This window comes from uncultured Corynebacterium sp. (assembly GCF_937999985.1).
In the GTDB taxonomy this organism is placed as follows: domain Bacteria; phylum Actinomycetota; class Actinomycetes; order Mycobacteriales; family Mycobacteriaceae; genus Corynebacterium.
In genome coordinates this window covers 1-22,102 of sequence record NZ_CALLDG010000210.1, presented here as the reverse complement: position 1 = coordinate 22,102, position 22,102 = coordinate 1, and the positions used below count along the sequence as shown (strand labels likewise).

The 22,102-nt window shown below is 62.1% G+C and carries 22 protein-coding genes and 2 tRNA genes; 13 read left to right on the top strand and 11 right to left on the bottom strand.

From position 1 onward, the window contains the following. A partial coding sequence (purD, locus tag Q0331_RS10585; RefSeq protein ID WP_298076303.1) for a phosphoribosylamine--glycine ligase occupies positions 1-968 on the bottom strand: 968 nt, incomplete at its 3' end. Between the two features lie 65 nt (positions 969-1,033). Here purD and Q0331_RS10580 point away from each other — a divergent pair. Further along, positions 1,034-1,471, top strand: a complete 438-nt coding sequence (locus Q0331_RS10580) for an HIT family protein (RefSeq protein ID WP_296108943.1) — start codon at positions 1,034-1,036, stop codon at positions 1,469-1,471. 61 nt (positions 1,472-1,532) lie between these two features. Continuing rightward, entirely contained in the window at positions 1,533-2,744 is a 1,212-nt protein-coding gene (locus Q0331_RS10575; protein WP_298076302.1) for a triacylglycerol lipase, read from the top strand. 25 nt (positions 2,745-2,769) lie between these two features. Here Q0331_RS10575 and Q0331_RS10570 read toward each other — a convergent pair whose 3' ends face one another. Further along, the gene (locus Q0331_RS10570; RefSeq protein WP_298076301.1) at positions 2,770-4,386 is read right to left on the bottom strand and encodes a cell wall metabolism sensor histidine kinase WalK; all 1,617 of its coding nucleotides are present in this window, start codon (positions 4,384-4,386) and stop codon (positions 2,770-2,772) included. Positions 4,387-4,397: 11 nt separating this feature from the next. Then, entirely contained in the window at positions 4,398-5,099 is a 702-nt protein-coding gene (locus Q0331_RS10565; protein ID WP_298076300.1) for a response regulator transcription factor, read from the bottom strand. A gap of 256 nt (positions 5,100-5,355) precedes the next feature. On the opposite strand from Q0331_RS10565, the gene Q0331_RS10560 reads away from it, so the two are divergent. Both Q0331_RS10560 and Q0331_RS10555 read left to right on the top strand, forming a co-directional pair. Beyond that, positions 5,356-6,027, top strand: coding sequence for a L,D-transpeptidase (locus Q0331_RS10560; protein ID WP_298076299.1), 672 nt, complete (start codon positions 5,356-5,358; stop codon positions 6,025-6,027). A 106-nt stretch (positions 6,028-6,133) separates the two neighbouring features. Further along, positions 6,134-6,643 (top strand): GNAT family N-acetyltransferase, encoded by a 510-nt coding sequence (locus tag Q0331_RS10555; RefSeq protein ID WP_298076298.1) that lies wholly within the window; start codon positions 6,134-6,136, stop codon positions 6,641-6,643. Between the two features lie 15 nt (positions 6,644-6,658). On the opposite strand, the gene Q0331_RS10550 is transcribed toward Q0331_RS10555, so the two are convergent. From Q0331_RS10550 to Q0331_RS10540, 3 genes are all read right to left on the bottom strand, one after another. Then, entirely contained in the window at positions 6,659-7,384 is a 726-nt protein-coding gene (locus Q0331_RS10550; RefSeq protein WP_298076297.1) for a hypothetical protein, read from the bottom strand. Positions 7,385-7,409: 25 nt separating this feature from the next. Beyond that, a tRNA-Gly gene (locus tag Q0331_RS10545) sits at positions 7,410-7,480 on the bottom strand. 109 nt (positions 7,481-7,589) lie between these two features. Then, positions 7,590-7,662: transfer RNA gene (locus Q0331_RS10540), tRNA-Thr, on the bottom strand. A gap of 196 nt (positions 7,663-7,858) precedes the next feature. Here Q0331_RS10540 and Q0331_RS10535 point away from each other — a divergent pair. The 5 genes from Q0331_RS10535 to otsB all read left to right on the top strand — a co-directional run bounded on the left by Q0331_RS10535 (position 7,859) and on the right by otsB (position 12,765). Beyond that, positions 7,859-9,451, top strand: a complete 1,593-nt coding sequence (locus Q0331_RS10535; RefSeq protein WP_298076296.1) for a threonine/serine exporter ThrE — start codon at positions 7,859-7,861, stop codon at positions 9,449-9,451. A gap of 70 nt (positions 9,452-9,521) precedes the next feature. After that, positions 9,522-9,917, top strand: a complete 396-nt coding sequence (locus Q0331_RS10530; RefSeq protein WP_298076295.1) for a hypothetical protein — start codon at positions 9,522-9,524, stop codon at positions 9,915-9,917. Positions 9,918-9,963: 46 nt separating this feature from the next. Then, on the top strand, positions 9,964-11,430 hold the full coding sequence (locus Q0331_RS10525) for a trehalose-6-phosphate synthase (RefSeq protein ID WP_298076294.1): 1,467 nt from the start codon (positions 9,964-9,966) through the stop codon (positions 11,428-11,430). Next, positions 11,427-11,912, top strand: coding sequence for an META domain-containing protein (locus Q0331_RS10520; protein ID WP_298076293.1), 486 nt, complete (start codon positions 11,427-11,429; stop codon positions 11,910-11,912). The genes Q0331_RS10525 and Q0331_RS10520 overlap by 4 nt, the downstream gene beginning before the upstream one ends. A 4-nt stretch (positions 11,913-11,916) precedes the next feature. Then, complete coding sequence (gene otsB / locus Q0331_RS10515; protein WP_298076292.1) at positions 11,917-12,765, top strand: trehalose-phosphatase; 849 nt, start codon at positions 11,917-11,919, stop codon at positions 12,763-12,765. Here otsB and Q0331_RS10510 read toward each other — a convergent pair. Further along, complete coding sequence (locus tag Q0331_RS10510; protein ID WP_298076291.1) at positions 12,730-13,839, bottom strand: LacI family DNA-binding transcriptional regulator; 1,110 nt, start codon at positions 13,837-13,839, stop codon at positions 12,730-12,732. The genes otsB and Q0331_RS10510 overlap by 36 nt on opposite strands. Positions 13,840-13,987: 148 nt before the next feature. On the opposite strand from Q0331_RS10510, the gene Q0331_RS10505 reads away from it, so the two are divergent. The 4 genes from Q0331_RS10505 (at position 13,988) to Q0331_RS10490 (ending at position 18,370) form a co-directional block, all read left to right on the top strand. Then, positions 13,988-14,998, top strand: coding sequence for a metal ABC transporter solute-binding protein, Zn/Mn family (locus tag Q0331_RS10505; RefSeq protein ID WP_298076290.1), 1,011 nt, complete (start codon positions 13,988-13,990; stop codon positions 14,996-14,998). Continuing rightward, positions 14,998-15,699 (top strand): metal ABC transporter ATP-binding protein, encoded by a 702-nt coding sequence (locus Q0331_RS10500; protein WP_070487275.1) that lies wholly within the window; start codon positions 14,998-15,000, stop codon positions 15,697-15,699. Before Q0331_RS10505 ends, Q0331_RS10500 begins: the two co-directional genes overlap by 1 nt. Then, on the top strand, positions 15,696-16,634 hold the full coding sequence (locus tag Q0331_RS10495; protein ID WP_298076289.1) for a metal ABC transporter permease: 939 nt from the start codon (positions 15,696-15,698) through the stop codon (positions 16,632-16,634). The genes Q0331_RS10500 and Q0331_RS10495 overlap by 4 nt, the downstream gene beginning before the upstream one ends. Positions 16,635-16,720: 86 nt before the next feature. Further along, positions 16,721-18,370, top strand: a complete 1,650-nt coding sequence (locus tag Q0331_RS10490) for a carboxylesterase/lipase family protein (protein ID WP_287862260.1) — start codon at positions 16,721-16,723, stop codon at positions 18,368-18,370. 34 nt (positions 18,371-18,404) lie between these two features. On the opposite strand, the gene rlmB is transcribed toward Q0331_RS10490, so the two are convergent. The 4 genes from rlmB to Q0331_RS10470 form a co-directional block, all read right to left on the bottom strand. After that, complete coding sequence (gene rlmB, locus Q0331_RS10485; protein ID WP_298076288.1) at positions 18,405-19,361, bottom strand: 23S rRNA (guanosine(2251)-2'-O)-methyltransferase RlmB; 957 nt, start codon at positions 19,359-19,361, stop codon at positions 18,405-18,407. A 203-nt stretch (positions 19,362-19,564) separates the two neighbouring features. Beyond that, on the bottom strand, positions 19,565-20,437 hold the full coding sequence (locus Q0331_RS10480) for an HtaA domain-containing protein (RefSeq protein WP_298076287.1): 873 nt from the start codon (positions 20,435-20,437) through the stop codon (positions 19,565-19,567). Continuing rightward, on the bottom strand, positions 20,434-21,108 hold the full coding sequence (locus Q0331_RS10475) for a heme oxygenase (biliverdin-producing) (protein WP_298076286.1): 675 nt from the start codon (positions 21,106-21,108) through the stop codon (positions 20,434-20,436). The genes Q0331_RS10480 and Q0331_RS10475 overlap by 4 nt, the downstream gene beginning before the upstream one ends. An 80-nt stretch (positions 21,109-21,188) precedes the next feature. Next, positions 21,189-22,102: HtaA domain-containing protein (locus tag Q0331_RS10470; protein ID WP_298076285.1), on the bottom strand; the 914-nt coding region annotated here is incomplete at its 5' end.

Here is a 22,102-nt window from a genome sequence, read left to right as displayed (position 1 = left end):
GTCAGCGCGTAGCCGTCCTCCCACTCAAGCGGCGGAAGCTGGTCCAGGGTGCCGGTCGCCACTGCGTTCAGCACCCCACCCAGCGGGGTCTTGAGCAGGCGCAGCACGGGCTGAGTCTCCGGGTCGCCGAAGCGGCAGTTGAACTCCACCACAGCCGGGCCTTCACTACCCCACGCCAGACCTGCGTACAGCAGGCCGTTGAAGGGCACGCCCTCGGCGACCATCTGCTTGGCCACCGGCTCCACGACCTCGGTCACAATGCGCTGCACGCCGTCTTCCGGCAGCCACGGCAGCGGGGTGTAGGCGCCCATGCCGCCGGTATTCGGGCCTTCGTCGTTGTCCCCCACTCGCTTGAAATCCTGCGCGGGCAGCAGCGGCACCACGGTCTCGCCATCCACCAGGCAGAACAGGGAAACCTCGGGGCCATCCAGGAAGCTTTCCAGAAGCACCGGGTTGCCGCCTGCGTGCACGGCATGGATGTGCTCCAAAGCCTCCGCGCGGTCGGCCGTGACCACGACCCCCTTGCCGCCGGCCAGTCCATCGTCCTTGACAACGTAAGTTGGGCCGAATTTGTCGAGGGTGGCGTCAATAAAAGAATCGCTAGATCCGACAGGGACAGCAACGGCATCGGCGGTACGGACCTGCGCCTTGGCCATGATGTCCTTCGCAAAGGCCTTCGAGCCCTCGATCTGTGCGGCGGCGGCCGACGGGCCGAATACGGCGAAGCCCGCCGCGCGCAGCTCGTCGGCAACCCCGGCGACCAGCGGGATCTCGGGGCCGATAACAACCAGGTCTGCCTCGGTCTCGCGGGCCAGGGCCACCGGATCGCCGTCCGGGTGCAGGGTGGCCACGGCCGTCATCCCGGCGTTACCCGGGCTGACGTGGACCTGTTCGACGGAGGGATCCAAGGACAGAGAATAAGCCAGTGCGTGCTCGCGGGCACCGCTGCCGATAACAAGAATGCGCATGGTTCCCCAGTCTAGCGAAGCCAACCCCCGCCACCAGATACGTTTAACGCGCTAACATCGGCAGCATGGCTACGGTATTCACGAAAATCCTGAACGGCGAGATCCCCGGTCGCATCGTCTACCGCGACGAAACCGCGGCGGCGTTTTTGACCATCGAACCCGCGGCTTACGGCCACACGCTGGTCGTGCCGATCGAGGAGGTCGATCGCTGGACCGATATGGATACAGCAACGTGGGCTCACTGTAACGAGGTCGCGCAGCTGGTGGGCAAGGCTATCGTCGAGGCTTTTGACGCCCCCCGTGCCGGCTACCTAATCGCTGGATTCGAGGTGCCACACGCCCACATCCACATTTTCCCGGCTTCCGACATGTCCGGCTATAGCCTGCAGAACGTGATGCGGATGGACGAGACGGATCCGGAGAAAATGGATGAGTCGGCAGCCAAGATCCGCCAAGCGCTGCAGGCTCAGGGTGTCGACGAGGCGAAGATCCCTTCCGCTTAAAGAATCCTTTTTCTTTCGTTTCATTGTCCTTTCGTTACATTGTCATTGCGGTGGATAACCAGTGGAAAACGACAACGACGACAACAACACCGAAAGCACTCACAACGCTGACGACGTGCTCGACCCAGAACTCGAACTAGAGGAACTAGCCGAGGTCGATCCCCCGGCGAGTGCAGCCGTGGCAGAGAACTTCGAGAATCCCGATAGCTTCGATAGCTACGACGGCTACGGCAACCATCGCAGTGGCTCGTCGGACGATGATTACGACCCCGCCAACGCGGGCGACGTCATCGGCCCCGACCCTGATATCCGCAGTTGGCTTAGCCGCCTAGGCAGCGGCATGGCCAGCAGTATTTCCATCACCGGTCGCTTCCTCTGGGACATCCCGGGGCGCATGACCCGCCCGCAGCTACCGCAGCTCCGCGGTGCCATCCCCGACCCACCACTGGGCGCCCGCCAAGTCTCCCCCGGTTACGCGGACGACCTCTGGCAGGCACGTCCCACCATCGACCGCCCGTACCCGGTAATCCTGATCCACGGGACGATCAGCTCGAAAAACGTGTGGCAGAACCTGGTTCTGCGCCTGCGGGACGACGACTTTGTGGTGTTCAGCCCAGACTATGGCGTGCACGGAACGCAGGATATTCCAACCTCCGCCCAGGACATCGGTGCCTACATCGAGCAGGTGCTGGCCGCCACGGGCGCGGAGGCGGTGGACATCGTGGGGCATTCCCAGGGTGGGCTGCTGGCCCGCTATTGGATTAACGAGCTCGGCGGCGAGGATTACGTCCACCACCTCATCACTCTCGGCGCTCCGCACCAGGGCACCACGCTCATGGGCATGTTGGGCGGCATGTTTACCACGGACATGAGCCAGCGCGTGGCGGCCGCCACCATTCGCCGGGTCTTCGGCGCGGCGGGCATGCAGCAGGTCATCGGTTCGCCACTGATGGAAACCCTGGCGGCCTCACCCGAAACCCGCAACCACATTCGCTACACCTGCTACGCCACCCGCAACGATGCCACCGTGGTGCCTCACGAAAATGCCTTCTTGGGTGACCGGCAGCCCACCATCCCCAGTGACCACACCACCTTCCAGCTCGAGGACGGCCATTCAAACGACACGGGTGAGGCCATCATCACGAATTACTTCCTCCAGGATCTGGGCGTATCCAAGTGCAAGCACGAGGAGCTGCCCACGAACCCGGACGTGCAGGACATCGTCCACTTGGCGCTCCTCGACGGCTTGGAGGAAGGCGATACGGAGGCCTAAGCACCCCCGCATGCCCCGCGGGATGCTATTCCACCTCGGGCGCTTCAGGCAACTGGATCCGGAAGCGCGTTCCCTTGCCTTCCTCGCTGTCCACGGAGACCGTGCCGCCGTGGACCTCCACCAGCCCCTTGACGATCGACAGCCCCAGCCCCGAGCCACCAGAAGCGCGGGAGCGCGAAACATCCGGGCGGTAGAACCTTTCAAATAGGTGTGGCACGTCTTCAGCCGGGATGCCCTGGCCGTTGTCCTCCACGTCCACGATCACGTTGCCGTCGTGCTTATCCAGGTGCAGCTTCACCTCGGCATCTTCGCCCGCGTGCCGCAACGCATTGGTCACCAGGTTGCCCAGCACCTGGTGCAGGCGGTTCACGTCACCGATGACGATCGGCACATCCCCGGTTTCATTGACGACCTGCACAATACGGTTCGGGAATCCCGCGCGGGCCGACTCCGCGGTTTCCAGCACCAGTTCCAGCATGTCCACGCGGTTCTTCGCCAGCGGTCGCCCCTCGTCCATGCGGACCAGCGCTAGGAGGTCTTCGACCAGCAGACTCATGCGGTCAGCCTCTTCAGAAATACGGTCGATGACCATGGAGGCGTCATCAGTAGCACCCGATTGGTACAGCTCCGCGTAGCCGCGCACCGACGTCAACGGCGTGCGCAGCTCGTGCGAAGCATCCCCGATGAAACGGCGCATCGATGCCTCGGAACGGCGCGCCTGTCTTTCCGAAGCGCCGATGGCGACGAACGCCGTTTGGATCTGCGCGAGCATCTTGTTGAGCGCCTGCGAAAGCCGCCCGACCTCTGTGTTGGGCCGCCAGTTCGGCACGCGCTGCCCGAGGTCGCCGTTCGAAATTTTTGACGCCGTCAGTTCCACCTCGTTCAGTGGACGCAAAGCGCGGCGCACCAGATACATCGATGCCAGGATGACGAACGCGACGACCGTCAGGCCGATGACTGCCTGCAACAGCACGAGGCGGGAAATAATGTGCTCTTCTTCGGCCAGAGGCAGGGCGACGATGGTGATGGTGCCGTCGTCATTGCGGAAACTGGTGGCGCGCCAGCTGATGTGCGTACCGGAGTCCTCGCGCGAACCGACGGTCACGGGCATGGTGGGCTGCCCCAGACCGCGGATCTCGGGGCGAGCCTTCAACGGGGAGTTGAAGTACTCATAGGAGACCTGGTCGTCGACCACCAGAATGTAGAAGTCGCTGGGTGGGCGGGTAACACCGGTGACGGGATTCGGCGGCTGCTGGAGGTTCAGTACACCGAAGCCTTCCAGCCCCAGAGCGGTGCTGTCGCTCCCGCTCCCGCTCGGCGCGCTCTGATCCTCGGAATTTCCGTCGGCGAGGCCGGACCGGTGAGCCCAACCGTTTGTCGCCTGATCCAGCTGCTCATCAACCCTTTGAATGAGGAAGCGCTGCAGGGTGGTCGTCACGGAAACACCGGAAACTGTTAGCCCCATGGCGACCAGCACCGCGATAACCACCACCAGGGAGATACGCAGCGGATAGTGAGACAGAAAATGCCCAGGATGGCCGGAGCGGACGGGGACGGCAGAGCCTACAGCAGGCGCCTCAGACACAGCGGCTTCAGCAGGCACAGCAGACTCAGGCGCGCCGGTGTTTTCAGCGTTGGACATAGGAATTGGTTTTAGGTGCGGGGCTTACGCAGGACATAGCCCACACCGCGGACGGTCTGGATGAGGTGTGGCTCTTCCTTGTCGATCTTGCGGCGCAGGTAGGAAACATAGGACTCAACGACGTTGCCGTCGCCGCCGAAATCGTAGTTCCACACGTGGTCCAGGATCTTCGCCTTGCTCAGCACAACCTCGGCGTTGACCAGCAGGTAGCGCAGCAGCTTGAACTCTGTGGGCGATAGGTCGACGACCTCGCCAGCCTTCGTGACCTCGTGCATGTCGTCATCCAAAGTGATGTCTTCGTAGGTGATCAGGCTGGATTCCTGCTCTTCCTCGGAGGACACACGGCGCAGGATCACGCGCAGTCGGGTAATGACCTCTTCCAGGCTGAACGGCTTAGTCACATAGTCGTCGGCGCCGATGGTCAGGCCGTGGATTCGGTCCTCCACACCATCCTTTGCAGTGAGGAAGAGCGCCGGGGCATCGTGGCCTGCGGCACGGAGCTTGTTGAGCAGGGTGAAGCCATCCATGCCGGGCATCATGACGTCCAGGATGAAGGCGTCCGGCTGGTAAGTTTCCGCTAGCGCCAGTGCGTCTTGGCCGTTGTCGGCCGTTTCCACATCAAACCCCTGAAATTTCAGGCTTACCTTAAGAAGGTCAGAAATATTGTCCTCGTCGTCGACGACGAGGACCTTCACCGGCTGGGTGTTAGGCATTGTCATGCACCTCATTGTGCTGCAGAGAATTAGCGTCTATCTGCATGATAGCTGGATGTTTGCTGTGAACCCTTCAGCGGCTTCCCACCACGACATACCAACGCGGAATACTCTCGGAACGCTCTTCCTGCCTTCCACGCGCCAACTACCGCGCCAACTTCATTGCCCTCGAATAAATAGCGGTTCTGGAAAGAATCTAGGAATTAACTCGTGATTCAGTGCACATACTCCCGGCGCAACCCATTAAGCTGTGCCCATGACGAAATCCAACTCTCGCTCTCTCCGCCGCCGTCTCGCCGCTGCCGGTGTCGCAACCATGATGGCTGCCTCCCTGGGCACCGGTGCCGCATCCGCCGCTCCTCTGGGCTCCTCCCAGCAGGACATCAACAACTTCGTTCTGGGCGCCCGCGATAACGTCCACAACAGCACCCGTGGTCTGCCAGAGCCCGCACGCGGCCAGATCAACCGTGCAGCCGACGATGCCGCTAACTTCTTCGCCCCAGGTGCCCTGGCTGCCCGCGAGCGCGCCAACAAGCCCGCCCCGCGCCCGGCTCCGAAGCACCGTCCCGCTCCGCGCAACACCCAGTGCCCGGCTCAGGCCCGCGGCTGCGTTAACCTGCGCAACCAGACGGCTTGGCTGCAGCGCGGCGGCAAGACCAGCTATGGCCCGGTGAAGATCTCCAGCGGCAAGCGCGGCTACGAGACCCCGAAGGGCTGGCACGTGATCACCCGCAAGGTGAAGGACGACTACTCCCGCACCTACGGCAACGCCCCGATGCCCTACTCCGTGTACTTCACCAACAACGGCCACGCCTTCCACCAGGGCGACCCGAACGTGATGTCCCACGGCTGCATCCACCTGGCTTCCCCGCACGCAGCGAACTTCTTCAACGCGCTGAAGGTCGGCGACCGGATCTACATCTACTAGGATTCAACAGCACTAGGGTTCACCAGCCGGTTCACCCCAACCCCCAGGGCAAGCGCCACACCGGAGCAGCTTCGCCCTGGGGGTTGCTTTCGCTACGCTTACTCCTATGACTTCTTACAAAGAAAACCCTGAACTGTTCACCTTCCGTCGCGCGGTCGAAGCCGACCGCCCATTCATCCACAAAATGAACGCTGAGACGGATACCTGGGGTGATCCGAACAGGGAGTACTCGGAGACCTTCGACGAGGACACCGTGTTCTACGTGGATGGCTGGACCGAGGGACAAGGTGGCGTCATCGTCGAAGAAAACGGTGAGCCCATCGGCGCAGCATGGCTACTCGACTCTACGGAAGAAAACCACGGCTACGGCTACGTATCCGCCGAATACCCGGAAGTGGCGATCGCCATGGCGCCCGGCAACACGGGCAAGGGACTAGGCACGAAACTGATGCAGGCGGTGCTGGACCAGGCGAAGGCCGACGGCAAGCCAGGCGTAAGCCTGTGCGTCGTTTTCGGCAACGACCGCGCGAAACACGTCTACGAGAAGGTCGGATACGTCGAAAAGGGCGTGGACGAGGCCGAACACGCGCACGTGATGCTGTACACGTTCGAGTAACGCAGGTTCAGGGAGTTAATCGACGTCGCCGTCGGACGGCTTTTGGTTCGCCGGTAAAGCAAGGCTGGCTAGATATTCTTCCGGGGTTTCGTAGAGTTCATCCCAACCCTCCTTGAGGATGCTGTGTGGCTGCCACATCATTCGAACTGAAATTGGCCCCCTCACAGGCCCCGTAGCATCCTCATCCCACTGTGGATTCAAGCCGTAGCTTTCCAGCTTATCGACGATGATCTGCGTCGCCGCGGTCACTTGACCCGAGAACGACCGGACGTAGAACTGGATCTCTACTTCCTGCAAATCAAAATCTTCCGCGATCTCAAAGGGGATGAGCGCCTCACCAACCTTTTCGTCATCACTGTCTATCGATCCCCAGTCATCGAAAACCCAGATGTCCACACCTTTGGTGCGCATTTCCAAAATGGAGCATTGCAGGCGATCGAAATCGGTGACTTTTCCTGCCCAGGCTTCTATTTCAGCTGTCAACGTCTGGACAACCTCGTCCAAAAAGTCCTTGGACAAGTCAAGGTAGTTTTCATGGTGAGTTGGTAGCTCTGCTAGGCGCTGTTTCCAGTCTTTAGGAACAGCCAAGAAAACCGGGAAGTTAACCAGAGAACCTACAAGTCCGTCGTAGCTTTCCGCGCCAGATACCAGTGCGGCTCGGAGCGAACGGATCAGTACCTGAGATTCCTTAGGAGTAAGCAGATCAGCGATTTTTTGTGGTGAGCGTGTGGGTTTCGGCATGTCAAAAGCATACCTTTGGAATTTGAGCCGGCGACGAGAATCGAACTCGCACTCTCAGCTTGGGAAGCTGATGTTCTACCACTAAACTACGCCGGCAGTTCCAGCACACGGATGCATCAACGCAACCTCTAGCGTGCTGTCGAATACTCTAGCACCAGGGGTTCGGCAGCCACGAAAGGCGGGCGAACTCCCTGGGCGCGAGGTGAGCTGGAGACGAGACTTGAACTCGCAACCTACGGTTTACAAGACCGTTGCGCTACCGATTGCGCCACTCCAGCACTGATCCACCCTTAAAAGCGAGTTTTAGCAACCGGCGACGGCCGGGAGCTCACCCGCAGGCGATGGACTTTCCAAGCCTAGCAAGCCGCACCTGCGAACAGTAAAACTTCCCCGCAGCACCCCATCCCACCTGGGGGAACAGGCTCTTGTGAAATCTCCCTAACCCCGATGTACGGTGTGGGAGTGTCTAGTTTCATGTCGAGGGCATTGAGGAAGAGCTCTGACCTGCTATTTTCCGGCAACAGGGCAACGATCGATGCTATCCGCTTAGCGCCGCCGCCATCCCCTTTGGCGCCGGTGGATCTTTCCGATCCCGTGAAGATCCACGCAGTAATGGACCTGGCCAGCCGCATCGGCGACCAGCTCCTCACCGCGGGCACCAGCAACTCGGATGCGAAGGCGCAGATCCGAAGCATTATGAGCGCGTACGGCCTGAACAATACGCACGTCGACATCACGTTGAACACGATCTACGTCTACTCGCGCTTCAACGAAAACACCCCGCCGACGAACATGTTCCGCGTGGTGCGGCAGCTGTCGACGGACTTCTCCCGCATTACTGAGGTCGACCGCCTCATCCGTTCAATCGTCGCGGGCGCCACCCCGCTGGAGATGGCGCAGAAGATCCTCTTCGACATTGAAACTTCCCTGCTGCCCTACCGCAACCGCTATGCGCTGGCCAGCTGGGGCGGGTTCGCCGCTGCCGTCGCCCTGCTTCTCGGCGGTGGTTGGGCCGTGGCGATTGTTGCTGGCATCACCACGATCTTCACCATGTTCGCCAACGCCTGGCTGGCCTCGAAGTCCCTGCCGCTGTTCTTCCAGAACGTCCTCGGCGGATTCGCGGCGGTGATCCCGGCGGCGGTGACGTATTCGATTGCGGATCGGATCGATTTCTATCTGCCGCCCTCGTTGATTATTGGTTCTTCCATTGTCGCCCTGCTCGCGGGGTTGACGCTGGTTCAGGCGCTGCAGGATGGCATAACGGGCGCCCCGGTCACCTCCGCTGCTCGTTTCTATGAGACGGTTCTGCAGACCGGCGGCATCATTACCGGCATTGCTGCCGGTATTCAAACAATGGCCGTCATGGGTATTACCCTGCCCCCGCTGGACACCACCCACACCTCGGGCGTGCTGGGTTCGGTGACCATTCAGATCATCTCTGGCGCTGTGGCCACGGCATTCTTCTGCAGCGCCTGCTTCTGCGAGCGGCGCGCCACGGTGGTTGCCAGCCTGACGGCTTTGATCGCCTCGCTGGCCCTGTTCAGCGTGACGAACGTACTCAACTGGCCCGGCACCTTCGGCAACGCTATGGCCGCCCTGGTCGTCGGCCTGGCCGGTGGTCTGCTTTCCCGTCGTTACATGATTCCCCCGCAGATCACTGCGGCCGCGGGTATCACCCCGTTCCTGCCCGGCCTGGCACTGTACCGGGGCATGAGCTCCGTCCTTAACGACCAGTTCGTAGTCGGTATGTCCAACCTGGGCCTCGCGCTGACAACCGCGACCGCGCTGGCTGCGGGTGTGGTGCTGGGCGAGTGGATCGCCCGCCGCATTCGCCGCCCCCGCATTCTGCACCGCTACCAGCAGTTGCGGCGCCCCCGCGTGGATCCTCGACGAACAAACCAGAACGAGCCCCGGATGGGCGCCGACGGACGGGTGCGCCAGCCTTTGCACTGGCGTAGGCGCCGCAGGAGCGCGTCGAAGAGTACGTGGCAGCTGGATAGCGAGATGCGCGCGGCAGAGGGCGAAGAACAGACCGAAGACCACCCGGCGGGCACGAGCGAACACTAAATCGCGTAAAATATTTAAAGTTGAGACTTTAAGTTCCGTACGTCGACTTTGTAGAAATGGGGTCAGGCTCGTGCCTCCGAAGGTCACCGACAACCGTTCCGCCAACAATGAATCCCTGCACGCGGTAGAAGCGGAAACCGCACAGGCAGCGCAGCGCATCGTCGCGACCTTCTCCGAGGACTTCCTCGACGCTGCAACGCTGATGTGCATGCTAGGCGTGGAGCCGGAAGGGCTGATCCACCGCCGCGTAGTTGCCGAGCTCGAGGAGGCGGAGCAGGAGGCCAAGAAGTCCACCCGCAAGACCACCAAGAAGTCCGCAAAGAAAACTGCCAAGAAGTCGACGAAGAAGACCACCAAAAAGGGCGCGAAGAAGACGACCAAGAAGGCCGCTAAGAAGTCTACGAAGAAGACCACCAAGAAAACCACTAAGAAGACGGCGAAGAAAGCTACCAAGGCTAGCGAGTAGCACGTAGCGAATAAACCGCCTAACTGCACCGACACGGGTGATACACATGCAGTCCGATTTTCTGGTTGTTGCCAATCGCCTTCCCGTCGACCGCAACGTGGATGGCTCCACCGGGGAGGTCACGTGGATTCCCTCCCCGGGTGGGCTGGTTACTGCGCTGAAGCCGGTGCTCGAATCCAACCGGGGCGCGTGGATCGGCTGGCCGGGGGCGACGGACGAGGTCGCGGCCGAGGATATGCCCGCGCCGGAGGATGCCGGCATCCAGATGGTTCCAGTGAACCTGGACGCACAGGATTTCGCGCAGTTCTACGAGGGTTTTTCCAATGCCACTCTGTGGCCTCTGTACCACGACCTGATCGTGCACCCCACCTACGATAAGCGCTGGTGGGAGCGCTACCAGCAGGTTAATCAGCGCTTTGCCCAGGCAGCGGCGGATACGGCCGCGCAGAATGCAACCGTCTGGGTGCAGGATTACCAGCTACACCTGGTTCCCGGGCAGCTGCGCGAACTACGCGACGATGTCTGCATAGGCTTCTTCCTGCACATCCCCTTCCCCGCTCCAGAGCTTTTCCGCCAGCTGCCGTGGCGCCGCCAGGTGCTGAACGGCACGCTGGGCGCGGACGTGGTGGGCTTTCACACCCAGGATTCCGCGCGGAATTTCATGGTGGCGCTGCGAGCCATGGATTATTCGGTGCAGATCGTGGACGATTCCGAGTCCGCGAACTTCCTGCGCGGCGCCCGCCTACCGGAGGAAGCGCAGATGGTCGGCACCGTCACGCTGGAATCTGGCCGCCAAGTCAAGGTGGGCGTGTTCCCCATTTCCATCGACTCCGCGAAGGTAAACGCGCAGGCCAATCAGCCGGATGTTCTGGCCCAGGCCAGCGACCTGCGAGCCCGGCTGGGCAACCCGAAGGTACTGATCGCGGGCGTGGATCGGCTGGACTACACCAAGGGCATCCAGCACCGGCTAGAGGCCATCGAGTTCCTCTTGGACTCCGGCCGCCTGGCCCCGGAAGACGTGGCTATGGTGCAGGTCGCCACCCCGTCGCGCGAGCGCCTGGATGATTATCGGCGCACCCGCCAGCAGGTGGAGGCCATCGTTTCCCGCATCAACGGCAACCACGGCAGCCTGGGGCGTTCGCTAATCCACTACATGCACTCCGGCCTGCCGTTCGAACAGATCGTGGCACTGTACACCGCGGCGGACGTCATGCTGATCACCCCGCTGAAGGATGGCATGAACCTGGTGGCCAAGGAGTACGTGGCCTGCCACTCGGACGGTTCCGGCGCGCTGGTGCTCTCGGAGTTCGCGGGCGCGGCGACCCAGCTGGTGCAGGCGTACCTGTGCAATCCGCACGACGTCGACTCGATCGCCGACGCGCTGCAGCTGGCCATCGAGGACGAGCCCGCGAATAAGATTCGCCGCATGCGCCAGATGTGGGAGCACCTGCAGGATCACGACGTCAACCGTTGGGCCGATGCGTTCTTGCAGCAGCTACGGGAGGTTGAATGATGCGCCGTGCCGCTACTTTCCTCGCTCTTGGTTTAAGCGCTGCAACCGTGGCTGGTCTTTCGGCTTGCTCCGATTCGGGAGCGCCGCTGGGCAACTCCCAGTGGCAGGTTTCGGCGATCTACGATTCGGAGGTGCGCGGCGGCCTACTGCCGGAAGCTCAGCAGGGCCGCAGTTACTTGATCTTCGGCAGGGAATCGCTGAACGGCGTCAGCGGCTGTGTCCACTTGACCGGAAACGTGGAGTGGAAGGACGAGTCCATACACATCACCAACTTCTCCTCCTCCCACATCGACGGCGCCCAGTGCCTGCCGGGCGACGAGGACACTGCCGATCGCCTGAAGTCCGTCCTCAACGACCAGGATCTCACCTACACCCGCCCTTCCGATAACACGCTGAAGCTGCAGCAGCCCGCGCCGGAGGACAAGCAAGATTGGCAGTCCGTCCCGGCGGTTGAGTTCATTAGCGGTCCGCGGGAGGACTAGGCGAATGGATGGTTCGTTACTGCCCTTTCTTTCTGACGCCGACCTCTCCGGCCTGGCCGCCTCTCCAGACTTGCTGGTAGCGATGGATTTCGACGGCACCCTGGCTCACTTTTCGGACGAGCCCACGGGCGTGCACGCCGTCCCCGGCGCGATGGAGGCTCTGAAGGGTCTGGCGGAACTGCCGAACACGGTGGCGATGGTGATTTCCGGGCGCAACTTGGAGCAGCTTGCGCATGCGACGATGCTGCCCGCGCACGGGCCTGTGCGCTTGGTCGGCAGCCACGGCGCAGAACCCGCCGACGGTGGCACGGCGAATTTGAGCCCGGAGCAGCAAGCCTGGCTGGGCGATCTGCGTTCCCACGCGGAGGGCATCGCCGCTGAGCACGAAGGCGCGTGGGTGGAGGTCAAACCCCTGGCGGTGGGACTGCACACCCGCCTGGTGTCGGATAAGGAACTGGCAGCGCAGCTGAATCAGCGCCTGGCGGACTTCGCTGCCACCAGCGAGCTTTCCCAGGTGACGTGGGGTAAGGACATTCTGGAGGTCGCGGTGGACAAGACCACCAAGGGCTCCTATATCGAGGGTTTCCGCCGCGCCTACGCACGTCAGCACGGCCGGGAGCTGCGGGTGCTGTTCGCGGGGGATGACACGACGGACGAGACGGTGCTCTCCACGCTGCGCTACTCCCCTGCCACCTCACCGGGCACCCCGCCGGCCACCGCGCCCGCCCCGGACGTCGGAATCCGCGTCGGCGGCGGGGAGACCTCCGCCACGCACCGCTTGGACACCCCGGAGGATGTCCGAGACTTCCTGCAGGATCTACTGCGGCGCCGCGACGGACGTTCCGCGGATTAGCTCAGTCTCCAGCAGCACGCTCGGCGCCGCTGCCCGGCGGGCGGGTTTGGCCGGGTTTTCACTCAACCTCTGTTCGATGAGCTCGGCAAGCATATTGCCGCTCTCCAGCCCCTTGTCTTTGCTGGGTTGGCGGACGGTTGTGATGTGGGCGTCAATAGCTTCGGGAATACCGTCGAAACCCGTAACAGAGAGCTGGTGCGGTACGCCGATCCCCTGCTCGGCTGCGTAACGCACCACCCCAAGGGCCTGCGAATCGGTGGTGCAGGCGACGGCGGTGAGCTCGGGATGGTTGGTCAACAGCTCCTGGGCGGCTTCGAAGGCGGTCTGGGGATTGTTGATGTGCCGCTCGACGATGGGGGTCCGCGAGATCCCGGCTTCCTCCAGCACGTCGAGGATTCCCAGCAGACGCGAGCGCTGTACGTGCATGTGGGCACCTTGGATGCGTTCGTTGCTCACCGGGCCGTTGTTGGGGGTGCGGTCCAGGCGGATGCACAGCACGCCAATGTGGCGGTGGCCTGCGTCGACGAGCTCGCGGATGGCAGGCTTGATGGCCTCGCGGTCATCGATCCCCACGAAGGGGTCACCTACTCCGGCGGGCTGGTCGCACACCACGGTCGGCAGCCCACGGTTGCGCACGGCGGCCAGGTACGGGTCGTCGACCGCCACGGAGTAGACGATGAATCCGTCCACGCTGGCCTGGTTCACTAGCTGTGCGGGGCGGTCGGCGGTGGGATTATCGTCCACACCCGCCGGGATGAGCAGCATGGAGGCGTCCATCGATCCGCAGCTCACCGACACACCGGAGACGAATTCCAGCGAGGCCTGGTCTTCGAACGCATAGGGCAGCTCTTCGGTCAGCAGCACGCCTATCGCCCCCGCCCGGCGCGTGCGCAGCGAGCGTGCCATAGGGTCCGGCCCGGGGTAGCCGACCTTCGCCGCGACGTGCAGGATCTTGTCGCGCAGCTCGGGCGAAAGTTGGTCCGGGCGGTTGTACGCATTGGACACCGTGGTGCGCGAAACGCCCAGTTCGGCCGCAATGGAGGCCAAGGTGCCGCGCCGTGCTGGTCTGTTCATTCTCTTAAGGGTAGTCGCCGGCCCTTCCTTCTTGGGGGTTGACGCCACCTTCTCCCGACTGCCGTGGAGTTCCGTAGTTGGTTCAACCTCATATTGATTCATATTGACGATCGTTTTCGTGACCACTAATCTCGGAAGAATGAAGAAAATGGTTGCCAATATCGCAGCAATGTTTAGCATCGCAACGTTGGCGTTGGGCGTAACCGCCTGCGCCGGCGGCTCCGAGGACCCCGCCGCCGACGGAGACAAGATCAAGCTCGTCGCCTCCACCTCCATCTGGGGAAGCATCGCGGAAGACATCACCGAGGGAAACGATGACGTCGAGGTGACCACCATCCTCAGCAGCAAGGACGACGACCCGCACGAGTACGAGGCCACTGCCCGTGACATCGCGGCGGTTAAGGACGCGGACATCGTGGTCGCCAACGGCGCGGGCTACGACAACTGGCTGACCGACAACGTGGAGGAGGGCACTCCGCTGGTTACGGCCCAGCCGCTGGCCGAGGCGCACCACCACGGCGACGAGGGACACGAGCACGGTGCGGAGGGGCACGACCACGGTCATGACCACGAGCACGGCGAAGATGCCGAGCACGATGAGCACGAGGGGCACGACCATGAGCATGGTGACGAGCACGATCACGAGGGGCACGACCACGGCGGAGCCAACCCCCACGTCTGGTTCGACCTGGACGTCGTCTCCGAGTTCGAGCAGAACCTTTCCGCCGAGCTGCACAAGCTGAACTCCGACATCCCGGAATCCAACGAGGACGTCACTAAGAAGACCGACGAGCTGAAGCAGCGCATCGAGAAGCTGAGCGGCAAGAACGTCATCCTCACCGAGTCCGTCGCCGCCGAGCTGGTGGACGATTCCGAGCTGAAGGACATCACCCCGGAGGGCTTTGCCCACTCGGTGAATAACGAGTCCGAGCCTTCCGCCGCAGATCTGGCGGCCACCCGCCAGCTGATCACGGACAAGAAGGCCGACATCCTCATCACCAACGAGCAGTCGGAAACCCCGGCTGCCGAACAGCTGACCGACGCAGCCAAGGAAGCTGGCATTAAGGTAGTAAACGTCAACGAAACCCCCGATGAGGGTCAGGATTACTTCGAGTACGCCGATGCCCTGATCAAGCAATTGGAGGATGCAACCAAGTAATGGTTCTCGCTCTCCGCGAAGCGGCAGTCGAACCCCTCTGGCGCGACCTCAACCTCGAGGTCGCGCCAGGGGAGTTTTTGGCTATCTTGGGGCCCAACGGAGTGGGAAAATCCACCCTGCTGAACGTCGCCCTCGGCACCCGCAGACTCAGTCGCGGCAGCGTCAAGGTGACGGACAAGCTGGGATACATCCCCCAGCAGAGGATGTTCGACCCGACCATTCCGCTACGCGCGAGAGATCTGGTTGGCCTCGCGCTCGCAGCGGGCGTCATAAAGAATAGGCGACCGAAGAAAGCCCAGATCGACGCAGCGCTGGAAGAAGTAGGCGCGACCGGCCTGGCCAATCGGCGGGTCGGCGAGCTATCCGGCGGGCAGCAACAGCTGATCCGGCAGGCGCAGGCGATGGCGCAGGATCCGGAGCTGCTGCTGTGCGACGAGCCGCTGCTTTCCCTGGACCTGCGCGCGCAGAAGAAGACCGTGGAACTGCTGGATCGCAGGCGGCGGGAGCACGACACGGCAATCGTGTTCGTCACCCACGGCATCAATCCGATTCTTAACGTGACCGACCGGGTGCTATACCTCGCCCCGCACGGCCACACGATCGGCACGGTGGACGAGGTAATGAACAGCGAGACGCTCTCCCGCCTGTACCAAACGGACGTGAAGGTAGTGAACGTAGACGGAAAGCTGGTGGTCGTATGAGTAGCCAATTTCAGACCGGCGACTGGTGGGAGGACACCCTCGCACTGCTTTCGGTGGACTTCGTGCAGAACGCGCTGCTGGCGGCGCTGCTACTGGGCATTGTCTCCGGCGCGATCGCTCCGCTGATCGTGATGCGGAAGATGAGCTTCGCCGCGCACTCCACCGGCGAGCTGGCGCTGATGGGCGCCGCCGCCGCGCTGCTGTTCGGCTTCAGCGTGAGCTGGGGCGCGCTGATCGGCGCGGTGCTTGCTGCCGTGGCACTGACCGCGCTGGGGCAAAGGGAGCAGGACGCCATCGTGGCGGTGATCTTGAGCTTCGGCATGGGCCTATCCGTGCTGTTTATTTACCTCTACCCAGGCAGGTCGTCCGCCGCGTTTAGCCTGCTGACGGGCCAGATTGTGGGCGTGAGCTCCGCCTCGCTGGGCATCCTGGCGGTGCTGGCAGTGCTGGTAGTGGTGACGATGGCACTTCTATGGCGGCCGCTGCTGTTCGCCACGGTGGATCCGGTGCTGGCCGCAGCCTCGGGTGTGAAGGTGCGCACGTTGGCGCTGGTGTTCGCCGCGCTGATCGGTGTGGTGGCCAGCCAGGGCGTGCAGATCGTCGGCGCCCTGCTGTTGATCGCGCTGCTGATCACGCCCGGCGCAGCAGCGGTGAAGGTGACCAGCAGCCCGGTATTGGCAGTGGTGCTGTCGGGCGTTTTCTCCGTGGTGTCGGCGGTCGGCGGGCTGGTGGCATCGCTGGCGCCGGGGCTGCCGGTTTCGGTGTTCGTGACTACCTTAAGCTTTGTGATCTACCTGATCTGCCGCGGGATCGCGTGGATGCGTTCCCGGAATGTGCAGGCGGATGCGGTGCGAGCGCGGGAGTATTCGGCTGCTGGCGAGTCGATCTCGAAGCAAACCAGCAACGAGGCCGCAGGCCACGCACACCACGCCTAGAGCAACCAGGCGGGTAAACCGCATAAAACATAAGCACCGCCCCCGGAAGAGGGACAAGGTCAGCGCGGCTCGTTAAGGTAGCACTTGTGATTACCGAGACGTCTGCGAACTCACAACCCGCAAACCCCTGGATCGTCCGCACCACTACCGGGCTGATCAAAGGCCACGCGGAAACCGGCGTGACCGCCTTCCGCGGAATCCCCTACGCCGAAAAGCCCACCGGGGAGCGCCGCTTCCGCCGGGCCGAACCCATCGCGCCGTGGGAGGGCGTGTTCAACGCCGCCACCTCCGGCGATGCGTGCTCGCAATACCGCCCGGCGCGCAAGTCCGCCGGCAACTGGGAGGGCACGGAGGATTGCCTCTGGCTGAACGTGGTCGTTCCCCGCCCGGCGGACTCACCTACCCCAGCCATCGACCCGGAAGCCGGCCGCCCGGTGGTGGTCTACTTCCACGGCGGGTCGAACATCCACGGCTCGGCGAACAAGCCCCTGCTTTCCGGCGAGTACTTCGCCCAGGCCATCGATTGTGTGTACGTGGCCGTGAACTACCGCGTGGGCATCTTTGGCCAGCTGGCTCTGGGCGAAGGCACGCATACACCGGAGGGCATGGATAGCAACGCGGGCCACTCCGACCTGCTGACGGCACTGCGTTGGATCCACGACAACGCCCGCGCTTTCGGCGGCGATCCCGACCGCGTAACCATCATGGGCGAATCCAGTGGTGGCTCCATGGTCACCGCACTGATGGCCACCCCGTCCGCGAAGGGTCTGTTCAGCGCGGCCATCGCGCAATCCCCCGCCCCGATGATCGTCCACACCCGCGCGAATGCGAGGTATTGGACGGACTTCGCCGCCCGCTGGCTGCACCGCATGCGCGCGGAAGAATCCCTGCCGATGGACCAGCGCACCCCGGTTCGCCAGGTCCCACCGGAGCTCAGCGACGAGGAGCTTGCAGCCGCCGCCGAAGACCTGCTTACCGCCGAGCACGCAATTCTGGGTCGCCTCTCGGACGAGATCGTGCGCTTCCACGCGGACAATCCGATCTCCAAGGCCGGCCCGTTTGCTCCGGTTATCGACGAGGACCTGCTGCCGGAGCACCCCCTTTCCCCCGGTGCGATGATGGATGTGCCAATGCTGATCGGCACGAACCGCAACGAGTACGACATGATGCACCTGGAGCCGAAGCGTAGCTCCATGCAGTACACGCGCACGCGCACGTTCGCCCACGCGATTTCCGGCGCCGATGCTCAGGCCGCCAACATCCTGGAGCAGCACTACGGTGGCCCGAAGTCCCGCAAGCTCAAGGGGCGTTTCTTCGGCGATGCGCTGTTCACCGGCCCCTCCTGGTACTTGGCGCAGAATCACCCGAGCGACCGGGCGTGGGTTTACCGACTGGATACCACTACCCCGTTCCTGCGCTATTCCGGCATGGGCGCGATGCACGCCCTGGATCTGCCGATCCTCTTCCAGCGCTATGACCAGGACAAGGGGCGCATTGCCGTGCTACTCGGTGGCCGTGACGAGATGCGCGCCACCACCGTCGCTATGCAGTCGCGGTGGAGGCAGTTCGTGCACTCTCACGACCCCGGTTTCGATCCCTATTCGCTGGGCTTCGCCACGCAGGTTTTTGACGCCCACTTCCCCACCGGCGAGGAAACCATCTACGACCCACAGCCCGAGCTACGCGAGGCTTGGGCGCAGGTTCAGTGGGATAAGCAGGAGGAAATGTTCGGCTAGCGCTGGAGCCGGCTACGGCTGAGACGAAGGGGCGTCACTTAGCAACGCGGCGCTGGCGGGCAAACTCGCTGAGCACCACGCCCGCAGCGACCGACGCATTGAGAGATTCCACCCACTTGGCCATGGGGATCGACATGATCGTGTCGCACGTCTCCGAAACCAGGCGGGACAGGCCCTTGCCCTCCGAGCCGACGACGATGACGGTCGGGGTGGTGCCGTCGTAGGTATCGAGGGTGTGGTCGCCGCCTGCGTCCAGGCCTACGACCTGGTAGCCGGCCTGCTGGAACTGCTTCAGGGAACGCACCATGTTGGTGGCCTTCGCTACCGGCAGGCGCGCGGCCGTGCCCGCGGAGGTGCGCCAAGCAACGGCGGTGACGGAGGCGCTGCGGCGCTCCGGGATGATCACGCCGTGGCCGCCGAACGCAGCGACGGAGCGGATGACTGCACCGAGGTTACGCGGGTCGGTGATGTTATCCAGCGCAACGACCAAGCCGGGCTGAGGCGCAGAGGCGGCCCGCTCGATCAGGTCCTCTACCTGCGTGTACTGGTAGGGCGGGATCTGCAGGCCAATGCCCTGGTGCATGCCGTTGCCGGTCATGCGGTCCAGCTCTGCGCGGGAAACCTCCAGCACGGAAATACCACGATCGGCACAGGTGTGGACGGCTTCGGCCAGGCGCTCGTCGTTCTTGGTGCCCTCCGCGACGTACAGCGCGGTGGCGGGAACCTTGGCGTGCAGGCACTCGATCACCGGATTGCGGCCGACCACCAGCTCCACCTGGTTGTCGTCCTTCGCGAAGCGGTCGTGCGCGCCGGATGCCCGGCGCTTGGCGGCCTGCTTGCGCTTGTATGCGGCGTGGTAGACGCGATCCTCCGCCTTCGGCGTGGCCCCCTTGCCCCGCAGGCTGCGGCGCCCCTGGCCACCGGAGCCCTTAGTTGCGCCCTTTTTGTTCTTCTTGCGCACGCCTCCGCTGCGCTGGGTGTTGCCCGCCACTGTGATTGCCCCTCTTACCTGGTCGACTACGTGCGTTTGTGTATGTTACTTCCCGGCACGCAAAACTGGAACCAGGCTCACGAGAACGTGGACAGCAAAGCACCCCACCTGCTGTGAATTTGTTGCTTCCATTACCAATCTTGCCGGCAGCAGCTGAAACGAGCAATAGTTCTTCGCAGATGGGGTGGTACGATGCTTTCCTTCTAGGCAGTGATGCCGAAGTTCTTCAAAACTCCTTGCCAATCCACGGGCCCGAAGGCCAGTGCCCCTACCCCAATCACTGCCACAATGGCGGCGATCACACCGGCCGCGATGCCAAGGGACGAGTTTTTGGAACTGCCGCTAGAAGAACCGGAGAATCCGCTTGCACTTCCCTGCAGTTCCTGCGGGGTTACATCTTCTATCTGCTTGCCATCGTCATAGTCCAGCAGCAGGTCAACGTCCGCGCCCTCCAGCTGCTCGCCCTCGTTGTAGCGGAGTAGAGATCTCTGCAATCCGATACCGGCCGTTGTGGGACGGTTCTGGGCAACGAGATCCTTACCCGGATCAATCGGGGCTTCCAGGGTGAAGGTCACGATTACTTCATCGTCGCCGCGCTTGTCTAGCTGTGTAGGATCGTTCGCCGTGTTACCGGAAAGGGAGTAGTCCCCAATAAGCGATACCGCCTGACCTGTGACATTCAACTTCAAGTCGAAGTAAGAGACATCCAAAGCTGGCCCGCCGTTCTTACCAAGACCTTTGTATGCGGTCACATGTGCGCTGCCGTCCAGGGCAATCGTGCCATTCCCCTGCGGGTCCAGCTTTGTTTCTTGGGTATTTACTGGGAACACAAACTGGTTTCCCTTAAACTCCGCGCCTCCATCGCCGATGACGGTTCCCCTGGCGATCGGCCCCTGCACATGCTTAAGGAAAGAGGTTTTGATCGGCCAGGCAAAAGCACCGGCTCCTAACACTGGGGCGGACACTTCCTCTGCCTGTGCTACAGGAACCGCCATGCCGCTTAACGCGACGGAACCGGCCAAGGCGCTGGCAACGAAGTGGCGGGAAGTGGACTTGGACAAGAAAGGTGGATTCACGCGCAGACTCCGTAAAGATCTGTGAACAGGGAAAAATTCATACCAAAAGCATCGATGGCTTCCTCAATCAATTCGGAACGCTGCTGTGCTGTGAGTGGCAGGCTATCGAGGCGCTGACGGTAGCTGGTTCGGTACGGAGGGATCTTGCCAATAGCGGAGAAGTCATAGAACTTCAATGCCTCAGGAGCGACATTGTAGAGGTCTGCTACACGCGCAGCGATAACCTGACCGCCGGAAATATCCCCGAGGTAGCGGACATAGTGATGAGCGATCACTCGTACAACGTCTTGTTCTCCGAAAGAGTCGAGGCGATCTACATACCGCCGGGTGGCGGGCAGTAGTTCAAGTTGTTCGCGCCAATCGGAGCCGAGGCAATACGTCAGATCGTGTTCCAACGCAGCGCAACGTTGCAGGCGCGGATCGGCAATAACCGACCCGATGGGAGTGCCGGAGACTCTTTCTACAGCGTTCTCTAGAGCGCTGTAGACAAACCAGAGTTGTCCCGAAAGCGCATACACCGCTTGAGCGTCAAGCTCGCCTTTGAAAAGGGTGCTCATGAACTCGGATCCTTCTGCGCGCCCGTGCGCCTCCGCAGTGGCATTGCGCAGTGCCTGAGAGATCGGCTCGGCTGTGTTAAAGCTTGTGTTTGAAAGTGTGGAGGTCGAAGCCATCACGTTATTCCTTTCGAAAGAGTTTCAAGATCCGCGTGGAATCTGGAATTTGTCGCTGAACGAGAAAAGGGAACTCGTTATTAGCGCAAGTTGTGGTGGCGTAGGAATTCATCAATCTTCTTGTGAATGCCATCGAGAGCGCCAGACACGTTGATCGCGTGGCCAATGATCGCCAACATGCCTAGGATTCCGACCGTGCCAAGAATGTAGTTCCACACCTTTCCAAACTTGCCCAGCGAACCTTGGCCTTGCCCCTGGTCGTCCGGGTTGCTCGGGTTATCCGGGTTGCTCGGGTTATCCGGGTTGTCCGGGTTATCCGGGTTATCCGGGTTGTCCGGGTTATCCGGGTTGTCCGGGCCGGAACCACCTTCATCATTCGGCTCCCCTGGCGATTCACATTTCTTCTCGGTGGTCAGAGAAACATTGATGTCATCCAGCTCTGGCTTGTAGTCCGCCGAGTAAATGCCCATGAATAGGACGTCTACGCCCTCCACAATGTTCTTGTCCCCATCCGTTCCTGGCTTAGGAACGTAGGTCATGCTGCTTGCATCCAGCGTGACAGTATCCCCGTTGACCTTCCAGTCTCCGTTGCCCTTCGAGAACACGTCCCTGCCGGAAACTTTGTTCTTTTCGATACGGTCCTCAGGCGTATATTGAGTCATGTGCTTGCCAGGCACGTAGTATCCCTCATAGCTGGCGCCGCCCTGAATACTAGCTCCCTCGGCTGTGATGTAAGGGGACTTGAAGTTCGAGTACAACGCGCCATGATGGCCTTCGAAAACGACATCGGACGGCTTGGTGCCGATCTCTGCCTTGGTTACGTTGCCCTCGGAATCGACCTCAATGCTAGATACACTTGGGTCTACCTGGAATTGGAATTGGAAGTCCTTGGACTTCTTGTTGGCAGGATCAGATTCCTTAACCTCACCCTTCGTCTCCCAGCTTCCCTTAGCGATATTCCCCAGAATGTAGCTGCGGAAGCTCTCCTTCAATC

Coding starts and splice junctions, on each gene's coding strand:
- Q0331_RS10580 (WP_296108943.1), top strand. CDS start 1,034: ATGGCTACGGTATTCACGAAAATCCTGAACGGCGAGATCCCCGGTCGC.
- Q0331_RS10570 (WP_298076301.1), bottom strand. CDS start 4,386: ATGTCCAACGCTGAAAACACCGGCGCGCCTGAGTCTGCTGTGCCTGCT.
- Q0331_RS10565 (WP_298076300.1), bottom strand. CDS start 5,099: ATGCCTAACACCCAGCCGGTGAAGGTCCTCGTCGTCGACGACGAGGAC.
- Q0331_RS10560 (WP_298076299.1), top strand. CDS start 5,356: ATGACGAAATCCAACTCTCGCTCTCTCCGCCGCCGTCTCGCCGCTGCC.
- Q0331_RS10555 (WP_298076298.1), top strand. CDS start 6,134: ATGACTTCTTACAAAGAAAACCCTGAACTGTTCACCTTCCGTCGCGCG.
- Q0331_RS10550 (WP_298076297.1), bottom strand. CDS start 7,384: ATGCCGAAACCCACACGCTCACCACAAAAAATCGCTGATCTGCTTACT.
- Q0331_RS10535 (WP_298076296.1), top strand. CDS start 7,859: ATGTCGAGGGCATTGAGGAAGAGCTCTGACCTGCTATTTTCCGGCAAC.
- Q0331_RS10525 (WP_298076294.1), top strand. CDS start 9,964: ATGCAGTCCGATTTTCTGGTTGTTGCCAATCGCCTTCCCGTCGACCGC.
- Q0331_RS10520 (WP_298076293.1), top strand. CDS start 11,427: ATGATGCGCCGTGCCGCTACTTTCCTCGCTCTTGGTTTAAGCGCTGCA.
- otsB (WP_298076292.1), top strand. CDS start 11,917: ATGGATGGTTCGTTACTGCCCTTTCTTTCTGACGCCGACCTCTCCGGC.
- Q0331_RS10510 (WP_298076291.1), bottom strand. CDS start 13,839: ATGAACAGACCAGCACGGCGCGGCACCTTGGCCTCCATTGCGGCCGAA.
- Q0331_RS10505 (WP_298076290.1), top strand. CDS start 13,988: ATGGTTGCCAATATCGCAGCAATGTTTAGCATCGCAACGTTGGCGTTG.
- Q0331_RS10500 (WP_070487275.1), top strand. CDS start 14,998: ATGGTTCTCGCTCTCCGCGAAGCGGCAGTCGAACCCCTCTGGCGCGAC.
- Q0331_RS10495 (WP_298076289.1), top strand. CDS start 15,696: ATGAGTAGCCAATTTCAGACCGGCGACTGGTGGGAGGACACCCTCGCA.
- Q0331_RS10475 (WP_298076286.1), bottom strand. CDS start 21,108: ATGGCTTCGACCTCCACACTTTCAAACACAAGCTTTAACACAGCCGAG.